We start from the raw sequence: 14,410 nt of genomic DNA on the forward strand, positions 1-14,410 counted from the left end.
GCTCACCACCCGTGGTTCTTGAGGTAGCCCTCGGCGCGCGCCCGGTCCCAGGCGCCGTCGGCGACCACCACCCGGTAGCGATAGCCGAAGGACTCCCCCGGGGGAAGCTCGAACTCCTCGAAGAACGCCCAGGAGGGGGCGACCGAGGGGATCGGCTCGGAGCGCACGAACCAGTGGGAGGCGTGGATGGATTCCGTGTTGTCGAGGTTCTCCGGGGCGTGCGCGAACAGCAGCGTGGAGTGGCCGTCCACGCCGTCGTGCTCACCGGTGAAGGCGACCCAGGGGGCGTCGGCCGCCGGGGTGCCCATCAGGTCCGAGGCGCCCTTCTCGCCCTCGCCGCCGCGCCCGTCCGGGCCGATCACGTCGCCGCCGGTGAAGTCGCGCGGGCCGCGCCAGTTGAGCCCGGTGTATCCGGCCATCTCCCGGCCGGCGGTGGTCGGGGAGCCGAAGCGCAGGGCCTCGCCGCGGATGTTGGTGAGGCGGATGGACCAGTCCAGGGCCCAGGTACCCTCCTCCGGTTCCACCGAGTGGAGTTCGATGGTCCGCACCTCGCGCGCCCACTCCTGGCCACCGCTGTGTTGTGCAGAAGGATGGGCGACCCACGTGAGGTTCTCCACGAAGCGCAGCCGGTCGTCCGCGACCGCGAACTCCTCGAAGCCGTCGTGGCGCATCGAGCCCACGCGCTCCTCGACATGCTGGTAGCCCTGCTCGGGGCCGAGGTAGGAGTTGCCGCCCCAGAAGTTCTGACCGGACAGATGGCTGGAGGTCATCTGCAGGCCCTTGTGCCAGCGGTGGTCGCTGGGCCGGTAGCCGGAGACCGGGTTACCGGCGAGGGTGCGCAGCGGGTGGGCGTAGGGCTTACGGGCCTCGAAGGCTTCCGGGTCGGGCCGGTAGACGTAGGCCATCAGCTCGACGCCGCCGGAGGCGACCGAAATCCGCTCGCCGTGGGTGTGGGTGACGGTGATGTGCTGGGTCATGGCGGCCTCAGCTCTCCTTGGTGGTGGCGGTCGCTGCCTTCGGCGCCCAGGCGGGGTGGTCGCCGTGCATGGCGTCGTAGTACGGGTCCCCGGGCACGATCTCGCCCGCGCGCACGGGCTGCCCGGTGAAGGCCGCCTTGTAGAGCGCGGCGATGAACTCGAGGGTGCGGCGGGCGTCCTGGCCGCTGCCGGGGGGCCGTACGCCGTCGCGTATCGCGTCCAGCAGCCCGGTCAGCTGGGCCCCGTGCGAGCTGGGCAGATCGGCGGCCGGGGTGCGCCAGCGCCGCTGCCGGGCGGGCTCGTCGCGAAGGTGCGGCGCGGGGGTGTAGACCCAGTCGTCGTTGCGGTGGCCGTAGAGATGGGTCAGCTCGACGGTGGCGTCCGCGCAGTCGATGCGAATCCGGCTGACCTCGTCGGGCGAGAGCACGCTGTTGACGACGGTGGCCATGGCGCCGTTCGCGAACCGCACCAGCGCGGTGGACACGTCCTCGCTCTCCACCTCGTGGATCAGCCGTCCGGCCATGCCGCGGATCTCGGTCCAGTCGCCGAGGAGATGGAGCAGCAGATCCATCTGGTGGATGCCGTGGCCCATCGAGGGGCCGCCGCCCTCGGTCTCCCAGCGGCCGCGCCACGGCACCGCGTAATAGGCGGTGTCGCGGTGCCAGGTGGTCTGGCAGTGGGCCACCAGCGGCTGCCCCAGGGCGCCCTCGGCCAGCAACTCGCGGGCGTGGACGGCGCCCGAGCCGTAGCGGTGCTGGAAGACCACCGAGGCGTACGGACCGCCGGCCTCCCGCTCGGCCGCGGCTATCTCGTCGTACTCGGCGAGCGTGAGGCACAGCGGCTTCTCGCACAGCACCCAGGCGCCGGCCTTCAGCGCGGCCACCGTCTGCTCGCGGTGCAGGGAGGGCGGGGTGCCGATGAGCACCAGTTCGGGGCGTTCGGCCTCCAGCATGGCCGCCACATCGGAGTAGCCGGTGACGGCGAAGGTGCCGCCTTCGGCCGCCGTGGCGCGGAAGGCGTCGAGTCGGTCGGCGGCCACGTCGACGGCGGCGACGAGGTCCACACGGTCGGCGTGATCACGTAGTGCGGGCAGATGGCTGCCGGTGACGATTCCTCCGGTGCCGACCACTGCGGCACGGATACGGGCGGTGGCTGCTGCGGCCATGGGCTGAGGCTCCTCGCCGGGGGTAAGCGCTTACTGGGGAGGACCCTAGGCATGGTCCGGATGACAGGACAAGACCCTGGACGGCAGAATCGCGCCGCTCATGGAGTGAGAGCATGGGGGCGCCAATCAGTGCGCGCGGTGCCCCAGAAGGTGACCATCGGGTGACCATCCAACGGAGGAAACATGGCAGTGACCCTGGCCGATGTGGCGGCACGGGCTCGGGTCTCGGCGGCCACCGTGTCGCGCGTCCTGAGTGGCAACTACCCCGTCGCGGAGTCGACCCGGACCCGGGTGCTGCGCGCGGTCGATGAGCTGGAATACGTGGTCAACGGCCCGGCAAGCGCTCTCGCCGCCGCCACCTCCGATCTGGTCGGGGTACTCGTCAACGACATCGCGGACCCCTTCTTCGGCATCATGGCGGGCGCCGTACAGGCCGAGATGGGCGCACCGGCGGGCGAACCGGGCCGCGGCGCCGAGAAGCTCGCGGTCATCTGCAACACCGGCGGTTCGCCCGAGCGCGAGCTGAACTACCTCACCCTGCTGCAGCGGCAGCGCGCCGCCGCCGTCGTGCTCACCGGCGGCGCGGTCGAGCACCCCGACCACGCCGCCGCCGTGGCCACCAAGGCGTCCCGGCTGGCCGCGTCCGGCACCCGGGTGGTGCTGTGCGGCCGCCCCCCGATCGCGGACGCGACCACCCTCACCTTCGACAACCGAGGCGGCGCCCGCCGCCTCACCGAACATCTGCTGACCCTCGGCCACCGCCGCATCGGCTATGTCGCGGGCCCCGCCGAGCGCACCACGACCCGCCACCGGCTGGAGGGCCACCGGGCGGCGCTCGGCGCCGCCAACGTGAACAGTCTCGACGCCGACATGGAGCGGCTCACCGTGCACGGCCTGTACGACCGTGCCTCCGGCTATGACGCGACCCTCGAACTGCTGCGCCGCGACCGGGCGTTGACGGCCATAGTCGCCGCCAACGACACCATCGCGCTCGGTGTCTGCGCGGCCCTGCGCGACCAGGGCCTGCGGATCCCCGAGGACGTCTCGGTCGCGGGCTTCGACGACCTTCCGTTCAGCGCGGACGCGGTCCCGGCCCTCACCACGATGCGGCTGCCGCTGCACGAGGCGGGCGCGCGGGCCGGGCGCCTGGCCCTGGGCCGCGAGCCGCAGCCGCCGGGCGGGGTGGCGATGGTCCGCGCCGAACTGATGGCTCGCGCCTCGACGGCCCCGCCGCGCGGCTGAGCGAGGCCCTCCGGGCGGGGTGCCCCCTCCGGGCGGGGTGCCCCCTCCGGGCGGGGTGGCCCTCCTCCGAGCGAGGCCCTCCGGGCGGGGTGGCTCTCCTCCGGGCGGGGTGCCCCCTCCGGACGGGGTGGCCCTCGCCAGGCGGGGTGGCCCTCCTCCGTACGAAGGGGTCTTCTCCGTACGGAGGGTGGGCCACCGGTGTCGTCACTCCGGCGGGGGCTCGGGCCCAGTAGCCCACCCCGGCTATGCGCCGGTCCGCCGGCGGGGCGCGCGGACCACCGGGCGGTCGCCGTCCGGCGGGGCCGGGCGCTGTGCGGCGCGGGCCGTCACCCACGCGGCGCGGGCCGTCTCGCACGAGGGAGCACAGACGTACAGCTGGTACGTCTCGGTGACGCTGCCGTAGTCCACCTCCACCGTGCAGATCGGCCGGTCGGCGTAGAGGCGTGCCGCGCACAGGGCGCAGTTCCAGCCCTGGAGCTGGCCGAAGACCCACTTCCGGCCCGGGGCCCGCAGTTCCGCTATCCGCTCCCGCTCGGTGCGCTCGTCCTCCGTCACCGGGTGTGCCCCCGTTCGCGGGCGCGGCGCATGGCGGCGGCCTCGGCGACCGGGTCGCGCCGGTGGGCCAGGGCGTGGATCGGGCAGGCGTACACCGTGCGGCCGGGTCCGCTGCCGCCGTGCTGGACGTCCACGATGACGGGCTCGTCGGTGGGCAGTTCGCAGCGATAGCAGGTCTGGCGCCCTCGCGGGACGGGGCCGAGTTCGACGCGGTCGGCCTCGGCCAGCGCTCCCCACAGCTTCCAGGCGTCGGTCAGGTAGTGGTCGACCGAGAGCGGCACGCGCCAGTGGGTGCCGGGCGGCGTGGTCCAGGAGTCGGGCGGCACGCCGAGGTAGGTGCACTCGTCCGCCAGCTCGCTCAGGATCCGGACCTGCCGTAGATGCCAGCTCGTGGCCGAGCCCACCGCGACGAGCCAGTACAGGGTGCCGTACGTGTCCTGGATGACGGCACCGTTCTCGTCGCCGAGGAGCTTTAAGGCGCGTTCCCCGACGGTCGGCGCGGCCCGTACGGCGTCCCATTGTTTCCCTGCGGGTAACGCCTGGACATCTGTGGCGGGCGGCGGCATCCACGGTAAGGATCTGGTCGTCACGTCGGGCTCCCCTGCTGATCTGCGAGGGGCGGCGCCGAACAGGTTCCTGGCGGGAGCAAGGGCCGACGCCGCCTCGATGCGGATCACGCTACGTGCGCGTGCGATCACTGCCCAGTGACGAAGTGCCGTAGTCCAGCCTCAGTTTTCGGCGGGACTACGGCACTTGTTCATGCCGCCGGGTCCACGCCCAGCCGCACCGCGAGCTTCCGCAGGTCTCGGTCGCGGCGCCGCTCGCTCTCCAGCAGTCCCCCCACTGTGGAGGCGGCGAGCACCTGATGGGTCAGCCACTCAGGATGCTCCTCGTCGAGGGTGAGCAGCACATCGCGGGCTCCCTCGTCGTCATGCGTCTGGTAGCGGGCGAATGCCAGATCCAGTCGGTGCCTGGCGCGCGAGATCTTCCACGGCAGCTCATCCACGTTGACCCCACTGGCTGTGGCCAAAGCCTTGTCCGGATGGCCGAGCGACACCTGAACGGTGGTGGCCTGCATGCTCACACTCGCCGGACCGAAGGCGGTGCCTCGCACCCGTACCGGCCCGGACAGCGCGGCCGCCGCCTCCGCCTGCCTGAGGAAGGTGAGCGCGTCATCCTTTGCGCTGTCGGACTCATCGCGGTTCGCCCGTGCTGCCGAGACGGCACCGGACAGCAGCAGGATCCCGAACATCGCGAACTTCTCGGGGCTGCGGTCGGAGAACCGCGGCTCGATCTCAGCCGCCCTGCGGGTCGCGACCCGCTGGGCATCACTCCATCGGCCTTGCCGCAGGAGCACAAGCGAGAGCGTCGAGACGGCGAGAGCGTGCCGCAGCTCGTCGCTGGCGCGCGCCGTGGCATGCATGGCTCGCTCCACCGCCGTGTAGGCCAGATCGGTCTGCCCCAACTGCGCGGCCACGTCGGCGACGATGATGTGCGCGGCAGCGGACATCGACCACACCGTGTCGTGGTCGGGGCCGCCCTCGGCCTCGCGGGTGGCCGCCTTCAGATCGGTCACGAGCCCGGGCAGCATGCCGACCAGGTCGGTGAACTGTCCCAGCCGATAGTGCCTCTGGGCCTGCTCCATGACCGGGCGGAGATCGTCCGGGCCGGGCGCGCCACTGTCCGCGCCGCACAGGTCCAGCCCTGGCAGATCGCTCGGGGCCTGGATGGCGGCCCGCAACGCGATGACTCCACCGTCGGGCGCGAGGGATTGCGTCATGGTGGGCTGGCCCAGCAGGCGGGCGAGTTCGATATCGAGTGCGCCCGCCAGCTTCTGATACGTGGCGATTCTCGCTCCCCGCTGGGTGCCCTGCTCCAACCTGCGGATGGTGTCGACGGACACGCCGGCACGGTCGGCGAGTTGCTCTTGCGTGAGGTCGCGAATGTCGCGGAGTCGGGCCAGTCGTTTACCAACGGACAGATCAGTCATGCGATACACCACCGCCAGAAGGTCTTTGGGCCACGGTACGCCCGGAGGGGGAACCGTGGGAGCCCAGCAGGCATCGGGCACCCGAAGGAGCCCTCGCCCGCCCCGCAGGCCGGGACGGACTCGAAGCGCGTCGGCGTTGCGGTCGCCGCCGACATCTCCCTCCCCCGTGAGGGACCCCCTTCCCAAATACTTGATCTGGCACAACTATAAGATCAAGCGAAATCGACACAGGGGTACGGAGGGGTGCCTGATGGGCCCGCGTGACAATCTCGATCTGGCCGTGGACGAGGTCCGCGACTTCAACCGGATGTACACCCGCCTGATCGGCGTCCTCGACTACCCCGGGCAGCTCAACACCCCGTACACGCTGAGCGAGGCCCGCATCCTCTACGAGCTGGCGCAGCGGGAGCGCACCCATGTCTCGGCGCTGCGGGAGCACCTGGGGGTCACCGCCGCGCATCTGAGCCGCACACTGAGCCGGTTCGAGGAGAAAGGGCTGGTGACGCGCGAGCGCCACCACCGCGACGCCCGCTACCAGGAGGTGCTGCTCACGGCTGAGGGCCGGGCGGCGGCGGCAGACCTGGACCGGCGGTCGCGCGAGGCGGTGACCGGGCTGCTGGCCAAGGTCCCCCGGAACGAGCTGGGGCGGCTGCGGGAGGCGCTGGCGACCGCGCGGCACGCGCTCACCGGTCCGGCCGATCCCGAGGTGCGGCTGCGCGGGCTGGAGCCGGGCGACCTGGGCTGGATCGTGCAGCGGCACGGCGCCGTGTACGCCCGGGAGTTCGGGTGGAACGCCGAGTTCGAGGCCCTGGTGGCCCGGATCGTCGGGGAGTTCGGCGCGGGCCATGACCCGGCCCGCGAGCGGGCGTGGATCGCGGAGCTAGACGGTCGCCCCGTCGGCTCGGTGATGTGCGTCCGGGACGAGGAGCCCGACACGGCCCGGCTGCGGCTGCTGCTCGTCGAACCGGAGGCACGCGGGCGGCGGCTCGGCGAGTGGCTGGTCCGCACCTGTGTCGACTTCGCCCGCGAGGCGGGCTACCGCGATCTCGTGCTGTGGACCAATGACGTCCTGACCTCCGCCCGCCGGATCTACGAGGGGGCCGGGTTCAAGCTGATCGCCGAGAAGCCGCACCGCGGCTACGGCTCGCCCCTGGTCGGGCAGGACTGGCGACTCGCGCTCCGGGACGCCGCGCGGGGCTGAGGGCCGTCCGGCGCGGCTATGACGCGGCCTCACCCCGGCGGGAAAACCGCTCGCGCGAAGGGCCCGGTACCGGGAGGATCGGCCCACACACACCGGCCCGTACCGCACCCGGGCATCGCACGGGCGACGTACGGACGACGCATCCGTGCGGCGTACGGACGACGCGCGTAAGAACCGCACAAGAGCACGCATCAGAACCGCACAAGAGCACGCATCGGAACGGCACAAGAGCAAAGGGTGTACCCCTGAGTACCCAGCAGGTCATCGAGTGGACCGAGGACGGCCGGACCCGGACCGCCCACTGGCGCTCCGAGAACGGCGCGCCGCCGCCCCGGCGGATCGAGGTGGCGGACGACCGGATGCCCGCCGGCACCGCCCACCGCCGCGCCTGCGAGGGCACCGCGCTGCTGTGGCGCGGCGACTACCAGGGCGCCCGTCAGCTGCTGGCGGCGCTGGCCCGCCGGATCGACCGCGGACCGCGCCGGGCCAAGGAGCGGCGGGCCCCGGCGGCGTCACCGGCCGAGGTGTTCCACCGGCACCGCCAGGCCCAGTCCCGGCGGGCCCGGCTGCTGGGCATGCTGCTGGTGCCGCTGGACGCGGACTTCGGTATCCCGCTGCGCCGGGCGCCGGACGTACGGCAGGCGTGCGCCGAGGCGTACGGCCCGGCGAGCGGGCACCCGTCGGTGGCCTCGCTGTCGGAGTTGCTCGGGCTGATCGGCGCGCATCAGTGGCGCCGTAAGGGCGTCAAGGTGCCGGCGCTGGGCGGGGACCGCATCCATCCGCACTACGGGGTCTTCTCGCCGGTGCGCGGCGAGTACGTCGATCTGGTGGCCGAGGCCCCGCTGCCCACGCACGAGCTGGCCTTCGACATCGGCACCGGAACCGGTGTCCTGGCCGCCGTCCTCGCCCGGCGCGGCATCCGGCGGGTGGTGGCCACCGACCAGGACGCACGGGCGCTGGGATGCGCCCGGGAGAACGCGGCCCGCCTGGGCCTGTCCGAGCGGGTCGAGGTGGTCGAGGCCGACCTCTACCCGCCGGGCCGTGCCCCGCTGGTCGTCTGCAACCCACCCTGGGTCCCGGCCCGGCCCTCCTCACCGCTCGAATACGCGGTCTACGACCCGTCCAGCCGTATGCTGCGCGGCTTCCTGAACGGGCTGGCCGGGCATCTGACCCCCGGCGGCGAGGGCTGGCTGATCCTCTCCGACCTCGCCGAACACCTCGGCCTGCGGCCACGCGCCGAACTCCTGACCGCCTTCGCCACGGCGGGCCTCACGGTCACGGCCCGCCTGGACATCCGCCCCACCCACCCCCGCGCCCTCGACCCCACCGACCCCCTCCACTCGGCCCGCGCGGCGGAGGTGACGTCGCTGTGGCGCTTGGCGGCGGGCTGAGCAGCCACGGCCCTGCCCTGGGCCATGGCCCGGTCGCCCGGTCCGGGGGCGAGCCATGGCGTAGGGGACACGACGGCTGGGCCACCCGATAAGACACGCCGCAGGCGTGATCGGCACGGCAGGATTGATTCGGCGCGTGCCCCTGCTTAGCGTCGCGCGTGAAGGGCAAGAAGATCCCCACGCCCGCACGCCCCGACCAAGGGAGCCCGCATGAAGCTCGCCTTCTCCACTCTCGGCGTCCCCGGTATGCCCATGCCCGACGTCGCCCGGCTCGCCGCCGGGGCCGGGTACCACGGCGTGGAGCTGCGTGCCCACCCCGAGGAGCCGGTGCACCCGGGGATCGGGGCGGATGAACGCGCCCGGGTGGTGGCGGAGTTCCGGGACGCCGGAATCGAGATCCTCACCGTCGCCGGGTATGTGCGCGCCGCCCAGGCCGGGCCGGACGGGCCGGTGCTGGCCGGGCTGCGGGAGCTGCTGGAGCTCGCCCACGACCTGGGTGCCCGCCATGTCCGGGTCTTCCCGGGCGGCGGGGAGCAGAGCCCGGAGGAGGCCGACGCCACGGCCGCCCGGCGGCTGGCGGCGGCCGCGCCCCGCGCCGCCGACCTCGGCGTACGACTGCTGCTGGAGACCCACGACTCGCATCGGACGGGCGCGGACGCGGCCCGGGTCCTCGGGCTGGTGGGCCATGGCAGCGTCGGGGCGATCTGGGATGTGATGCACACCTGGCTGGGCGGTGAGGACCCGGCCACCAGCTATCCGGCGCTCTTCCCGCATCTGGGCTACGTCCAGGTCAAGGACATCGCCTCGGCCGACGACACCACCCCGCTGCCGCTGGGCGAGGGGGTGCTGCCGCTGACCGAGTGCGTCGAACTGCTCAGCCGTGAGGGCTGGGACGGCTGGCTGTGCTGGGAGTACGAGAAGCGGTGGTATCCGCGGGCCCGGGAGTTCCCGGAGCTGCTGGCCCCGGGCCGGGAGCACCTGCTACGCCTGCTGACCGACGCGGCCTGAGGCCGGGCGGGACGGACCCGACGACGGGCCGGACGACGGGCCAAAGGACCGCCGGGACGTCCGGTAGTGCGGCGGGGCAGCCCGACGGCACGTCTGAACGGTCAGGGCCACGCCGACCAGCAGCGCCGCCGCCAGCCAGCTGCCGGGACCGTGTAGCACCAGCGCGGATGCCTTCATGCTTGGATGCGGTAACGGTTGAAGACGCAGGACCGGTCGACGCCGCGGTACCAGCCAAAGGTGTGAAGGGGAGGGCCCATGCTGGATCTGGCCCGGCTGCGGGCGCTGCACGCGGTGTCCGTGCACGGCTCGGTCAGCGCCGCGGCCACCGCGCTCGGCTACACCCCGTCCGCCGTATCGCAGCAGATCGCCAAGTTGGAGCGGGAGACCCGGACGACCCTGCTGGAGCGGCAGGGCCGGGGCATCGCGCTGACCGACGCGGCCCGGCATCTGGCCGCCACCGCCCAGCAGTTGCTGGCCATCGTCGAGGAGGCCGAGACCACCCTGGAGGAGCGGCGCGGACAGCCGATGGGCCGGCTGGTGATCGGCGCCTTCGCCTCGGCGGCGCGCGGGCTGATGCCCGTGGTGCTGGCCGCGCTCATGGCCGAACACCCCTCCCTGGACGCCCGGCTGCTCGAAGTGGATCCGCATCTGTCGGTGGACCTGGTGGCCCAGGGGGTCATCGACCTGGCGGTGGCCCATGACTGGGACATCGCCCCGCTGCCCGCCCCGGAAGGGCAGGAACAGGCGGTCATCGGCGACGATCTGTGCGATCTGCTCGTCCCGGCCGGGCATCCACTGGCCGAGCGGGCCGCACGGCGGACGCTGCGCCGCGAGGACCTGCCGGGGCAGCGGTGGATCTGCCAGCCGCCCGGGTCGGTGTGCCACGACTGGCTGGTCCGTACGCTGCGCGCCTCGGGCCATGAGCCGGACCTGGCGTATCAGGCGGCGGAGAACCACACCCAGATCGCCCTGGTGGCGGCCGGTCTCGGCGTCGCCCTCATGCCCCGTCTGGGGCGCGGTCCGCTGCCGGACGGGGTGCTGGCGCTGCCCCTGGAGCCGGTCCCGGTGCGGCGGCTGTACGCGCTGTGGCGCACCGGCGCGGCCCGCCGCCCCGCCATCACCGAAACGGTGCGGCTGCTGGGCGGCCTCTGGCCGCGGCGCATGGTCTGAGCACCGGCTCAACTGGCTGTCCAGTGACGCTACTTGGGGCGCGTACGCCCCTCCTCGCCGATCCGCGCTGCCCACACCCTGCGCGGAACCGGCGTGGGCCGCCACGCGTCGAAGCAGTGTGCTGATGGAGAGTCTCCGCATGGCGGTAATCGGCCTCGCCGCTGACTGCGTCGCTGACCACCTCTCCGCCGCCCGCGGCCAGCAGCACCCCGCCGCCGACGCGACACCCCTCCCAGAGCGTCGGCGGCACCCTATGGGCACACCGGAGGGGCACCCAAGGGGCGCCCCAGGGGGCCCGGTGCACCCATAGGGCAGCCCTCAGACGGGCAGCTCCGCCTCGATCAGGTCCGCCGCGCGGTCCGGTCCGCCCTCGGCGGCCATCCGCGCCTTGAGCGTGGCGCAGCGGGCCGCCACCTCGGGGTCGTCCACCAGGTCGAGCACCGCCTTGCGCAGCGCCTGCGCGGTGGCCTCCTCCTTGGGCAGATGGCGGCCGACGCCGAGCGCTTCGAGGGTGTCCGCGTTGCTGAACTGGTCGACGGCCTGCGGTACGGCGACCATCGGCACCCCGCAGGCCAGCCCCTCCTGGGCGCCGCCCGCACCCGCGTGGGTGACGAAGGCGTCGGCCTTCCGCAGAACGCTCAACTGCGGTATCCAGCTGTGCACTTCGACATTGGCCGGGATCTCGCCGAGGTCGGCCGGATCGACGAACTCGCCGATCTGCAGCACCACATGCCACCCCGGCAGATCGCCGAAGGCCGCGACGCACGCGCGGTAGAAGCCGGGCTCCTTGGTCCAGGTCGAGCCGAGCGAGACCAGCAGGATCCGGTCGGTCTCGGCGGCCCGCTCCGGGCGGGGCCACTCCGCCACCTCGCGGCGGGCGCTCTGGCAGCCGCCGACGAAGCTGTAGACGGACGGGTCGACGCGGTCGGCGTTGGGCTGGAGCAGCTCGGGGATGAGGGCGACACAGCGGCTGGGGCGGCCGATGAGCCGGTCGGGGTCGGTGCCGGCCAGTCCGTTGTCCTCGAGCCAGGCGCGGTAGCGCGCGTAGTAGGCCCGGCCGCGCTCGGAGCACCGCAGCTGCGCGTACATCGGTTCGAAGACCTCTTCGCGGTACCCGTCCCAGGGCACGAAGCTGGGCGCCAGCTCGACGGCGGACACGCCCCAGCGATGGGCGAGGACATGTGCCGGGTACGCCGTGACGTCGTACATCACCAGATCCGGCTCATCGCCCTCGTAGGCCGCCAGATGCTGCGGCAGCGCCTGCTCGGCCTCGGCGAGAAACGGCTCGATGTAGTCGATCAGATCGGAGCCTCTGGCACCCGGCACGTTCTCACCATGGAGGACCGAGGTGTAGGTCTTCGGCTCGGCGCCGGTCTCGGCGACCTTCTCGGCGAACGACTCGGGGATGGCGTAGGTAACCCGATGGCCGCGGGCCACCAGCTCGCGGATCACCTCCAGGCTCGGGTTGACGTGCCCGTGCGCCGCGATGCCGAACATGGCGATATGTGTAGGGGGCTTGGCACCCGTCGATAGGGTCATGAAAACGGAACCTAAGCGAGAACGGATGCCTCATACAAATAGTGCGCATACCCGATCGCTACATTAGCGCCGGTTTCGCACGAGCGCCAGATCCCCGTCTTTAACGAGTCTTTCCCTTTACGTTTCCGGGCCGTCGGAAAGTCCAACTCTCCTTGACCCGGCCGTGCTTTGTGTCCCAGCGTGTCCATGCGCCACCTTCGGCCACCCCCTCCGAACGTCCCATGGAAGGAGTGCGGGTGCACACGACGACGTCTCGCCGCGCCCTGCTCACCGCCACCCTGGCCGCCGCCGCGGCCGGTGCCTGCAGTGCGCCGACGAACAGCTCCCCCGCGCCCGCGGCCCCCGCGCGCCGCACCACCGCCGGTTCCGGCACCCCTTCCGCGACGCCCCCACGAGCCGCCGCGGAGCCCGGCCGGGACCAGGAGCGCGACCGCCGACGGATCGACGAGCTCATCGGCCGGATGACGCTGGACCAGAAGATCGGCCAGCTCTTCGTGACACGGGTGTACGGCCATTCGGCCACCCACCCCGATCCGGCCGATGTCGCGGCCAACCGTAAGGACGTCGGCGTGGACAACGCCGCCGAGCTGATCGCGAAGTACCACGTGGGCGGGGTGATGTACATCCGCTGGGCGCACAACATCCGCGACCCCCACCAGGTCGCCGCGCTCTCAGGCGGCATCCAGAAGGCCGCGCTGGCCGCCTCCGTGCCCGTCCCCGTCCTGCTCTCCACCGACCAGGAGTACGGCACCGTCGCCCGGGTCGGCGCGCCCGCCACGCTGTTCCCGGCCGCCATGGCGCTCGGCGCGGGCGGCAGCGCGGCCGACGCCCGTACGGCCGCCCGCACCGCGGGGGCGGAGCTGGCCGCGCTCGGCATCCGGCAGGACTACGCCCCGATCGCGGACGTCAACGTCAACCCCGCCAATCCGGTGATCGGCGTGCGCTCCTTCGGGGCCGATCCGAAGGCCGTGGCGCGGCTGGTGGCGGCCCAGGTGGAGGGCTATCAGAGCGCCGGGGTCGCGGCCACCGCCAAACACTTCCCCGGCCACGGCGACACCTCGGTGGACAGCCATGTCGGCCTGCCGCGGATCACCCACTCCCGCAAGGAGTGGGAGCGGCTGGACGCGCCGCCGTTCCGCGCCGCGATCGAGGCCGGGATCGACTCGATCATGACGGCGCATCTGCTGTTCCCCGCGCTCGACCCGGCCGACGACCCCGCCACGCTCTCCCGCCCCATCCTCACCGGTGTGCTCCGCGAGGAACTGGGCTACGACGGGGTGGTGGTCACCGACTCGCTCGGCATGGAGGGGGTCCGGAAGAAGTACGGCGACGACCGGGTGCCGGTGCTCGCGCTCAAAGCGGGGGTGGACCAGCTGCTGAACCCGCCGAGCCTGTCCCGCGCCTTCGAGGGCGTGCGCAAGGCCGTCCGGGCGGGCGAGCTCGACGAGGACCGGATCGACCGCTCGCTGCGGCGCATCCTGGAACTCAAGGCGCGCCGGGGGCTGTTCGACGATCCGTACACCAGCGACCGCGCGGTCAACCGCACCGTGGGCACCCGGGAGCACCGGGACACCGCCGACCGGATCGCCGAGCGCACCACCACGCTGATCACCAACCGCGGCGGGCTGCTGCCGCTGTCACCGAGCCGCCATCACCACCTGCTGGTGGTGGGGGTGGACGCCGCCGCGCCCTCGGGGACCGGCGGCCCGCCGACGGCCGTCCTGGCCCGTGCGCTGTCCGGGCTCGGCTTCGCGGCCGAGGCGCTGCCCACCGGCACCGCCAACTCGCCCGGCCCCTCGCCCGAGCGGATCGAGGCGGCGGTCGCGGCGGCGCGGGGGCGGGAGGCGGTGATCGTGGCGACGTACGACATCGCCTCCGGATCCGCCCAGCGCACCCTGGTCGCACGGCTGGTGGCCACCGGGGTGCCGGTGGTGCATCTGGCGCTGCGCGATCCGTACGACATCGCGCGGCTGGGCGGACGCGGCACGGAGCCCGCCGCGTCGCTGGCCACCTACTGCTGGACGGATGTGGAGCTGCGCGCCGCCGCCCGGGTGATCGCGGGGCGGGTCACCCCGCGCGGCAGGCTGCCGGTCGCGGTGCGGCGCGCGGACGACCCGTCCCGGGAGCTGTATCCGATCGGGCACGGGCTGACGTACTGAGCAGCCGCCAGCT

The 14,410-nt window shown here is 72.9% G+C and carries 12 protein-coding genes; 6 read left to right on the forward strand and 6 right to left on the reverse strand.

Annotation, left to right across the window (positions count from 1 at the left end; genetic code table 11):
- Positions 1-2: 2 nt before the first annotated feature.
- Both AS97_RS17955 and AS97_RS17960 read right to left on the reverse strand, forming a co-directional pair.
- Positions 3-977: a PmoA family protein gene (locus AS97_RS17955; RefSeq protein WP_059142108.1), complete on the reverse strand. Its 975-nt coding sequence runs from the start codon at positions 975-977 to the stop codon at positions 3-5.
- Positions 978-984: 7 nt separating this feature from the next.
- Positions 985-2,142, reverse strand: a complete 1,158-nt coding sequence (locus AS97_RS17960) for a Gfo/Idh/MocA family oxidoreductase (protein ID WP_210565270.1) — start codon at positions 2,140-2,142, stop codon at positions 985-987.
- Between the two features lie 183 nt (positions 2,143-2,325).
- Between AS97_RS17960 and AS97_RS17965 the strand changes: the two genes are divergently transcribed.
- On the forward strand, positions 2,326-3,384 hold the full coding sequence (locus AS97_RS17965) for a LacI family DNA-binding transcriptional regulator (RefSeq protein ID WP_059142106.1): 1,059 nt from the start codon (positions 2,326-2,328) through the stop codon (positions 3,382-3,384).
- 243 nt (positions 3,385-3,627) lie between these two features.
- Here the strand turns inward: AS97_RS17965 and AS97_RS17970 are convergent, their stop codons facing one another.
- The 3 genes from AS97_RS17970 to AS97_RS17980 form a co-directional block, all read right to left on the reverse strand.
- Positions 3,628-3,939: a hypothetical protein gene (locus AS97_RS17970; RefSeq protein WP_210565271.1), complete on the reverse strand. Its 312-nt coding sequence runs from the start codon at positions 3,937-3,939 to the stop codon at positions 3,628-3,630.
- Positions 3,936-4,529: a hypothetical protein gene (locus AS97_RS17975; RefSeq protein ID WP_086711019.1), complete on the reverse strand. Its 594-nt coding sequence runs from the start codon at positions 4,527-4,529 to the stop codon at positions 3,936-3,938. Before AS97_RS17975 ends, AS97_RS17970 begins: the two co-directional genes overlap by 4 nt.
- 167 nt (positions 4,530-4,696) lie before the next feature.
- Entirely contained in the window at positions 4,697-5,929 is a 1,233-nt protein-coding gene (locus tag AS97_RS17980; RefSeq protein ID WP_063804810.1) for a helix-turn-helix transcriptional regulator, read from the reverse strand.
- 250 nt (positions 5,930-6,179) lie between these two features.
- On the opposite strand from AS97_RS17980, the gene AS97_RS17985 reads away from it, so the two are divergent.
- The 4 genes from AS97_RS17985 to AS97_RS18000 all read left to right on the forward strand — a co-directional run bounded on the left by AS97_RS17985 (position 6,180) and on the right by AS97_RS18000 (position 10,699).
- On the forward strand, positions 6,180-7,130 hold the full coding sequence (locus tag AS97_RS17985) for a helix-turn-helix domain-containing GNAT family N-acetyltransferase (RefSeq protein ID WP_247204406.1): 951 nt from the start codon (positions 6,180-6,182) through the stop codon (positions 7,128-7,130).
- A 245-nt stretch (positions 7,131-7,375) separates the two neighbouring features.
- Complete coding sequence (locus AS97_RS17990; RefSeq protein WP_059142102.1) at positions 7,376-8,521, forward strand: class I SAM-dependent methyltransferase; 1,146 nt, start codon at positions 7,376-7,378, stop codon at positions 8,519-8,521.
- A gap of 210 nt (positions 8,522-8,731) precedes the next feature.
- Positions 8,732-9,529 (forward strand): sugar phosphate isomerase/epimerase family protein, encoded by a 798-nt coding sequence (locus tag AS97_RS17995; protein WP_210565272.1) that lies wholly within the window; start codon positions 8,732-8,734, stop codon positions 9,527-9,529.
- Between the two features lie 255 nt (positions 9,530-9,784).
- Entirely contained in the window at positions 9,785-10,699 is a 915-nt protein-coding gene (locus tag AS97_RS18000; RefSeq protein WP_210565273.1) for a LysR family transcriptional regulator, read from the forward strand.
- 318 nt (positions 10,700-11,017) lie between these two features.
- On the opposite strand, the gene AS97_RS18005 is transcribed toward AS97_RS18000, so the two are convergent.
- Positions 11,018-12,238 carry a macrolide family glycosyltransferase gene (locus tag AS97_RS18005; protein WP_210565274.1) on the reverse strand — a complete coding sequence of 407 codons (1,221 nt, stop codon included), beginning with the start codon at positions 12,236-12,238 and terminating at the stop codon, positions 11,018-11,020.
- A gap of 236 nt (positions 12,239-12,474) precedes the next feature.
- Here AS97_RS18005 and AS97_RS18010 point away from each other — a divergent pair, with 236 nt between their 5' ends.
- Complete coding sequence (locus tag AS97_RS18010; RefSeq protein WP_125758978.1) at positions 12,475-14,397, forward strand: glycoside hydrolase family 3 protein; 1,923 nt, start codon at positions 12,475-12,477, stop codon at positions 14,395-14,397.
- The last annotated feature ends 13 nt before the right edge of the window (positions 14,398-14,410 follow it).

This window comes from Streptomyces sp. AgN23 (genome assembly GCF_001598115.1).
Classification (GTDB): domain Bacteria; phylum Actinomycetota; class Actinomycetes; order Streptomycetales; family Streptomycetaceae; genus Streptomyces; species Streptomyces antimycoticus.

What these genes read in the sequence shown, in the direction of transcription:
- AS97_RS18005 (WP_210565274.1), bottom strand. Translation starts at nt 12,238, where the DNA reads ATGACCCTATCGACGGGTGCCAAGCCCCCTACACATATCGCCATGTTC.
- AS97_RS17995 (WP_210565272.1), top strand. Translation starts at nt 8,732, where the DNA reads ATGAAGCTCGCCTTCTCCACTCTCGGCGTCCCCGGTATGCCCATGCCC.
- AS97_RS17965 (WP_059142106.1), top strand. Translation starts at nt 2,326, where the DNA reads ATGGCAGTGACCCTGGCCGATGTGGCGGCACGGGCTCGGGTCTCGGCG.
- AS97_RS17985 (WP_247204406.1), top strand. Translation starts at nt 6,180, where the DNA reads ATGGGCCCGCGTGACAATCTCGATCTGGCCGTGGACGAGGTCCGCGAC.
- AS97_RS17955 (WP_059142108.1), bottom strand. Translation starts at nt 977, where the DNA reads ATGACCCAGCACATCACCGTCACCCACACCCACGGCGAGCGGATTTCG.
- AS97_RS17960 (WP_210565270.1), bottom strand. Translation starts at nt 2,142, where the DNA reads ATGGCCGCAGCAGCCACCGCCCGTATCCGTGCCGCAGTGGTCGGCACC.
- AS97_RS17980 (WP_063804810.1), bottom strand. Translation starts at nt 5,929, where the DNA reads ATGACTGATCTGTCCGTTGGTAAACGACTGGCCCGACTCCGCGACATT.
- AS97_RS18000 (WP_210565273.1), top strand. Translation starts at nt 9,785, where the DNA reads ATGCTGGATCTGGCCCGGCTGCGGGCGCTGCACGCGGTGTCCGTGCAC.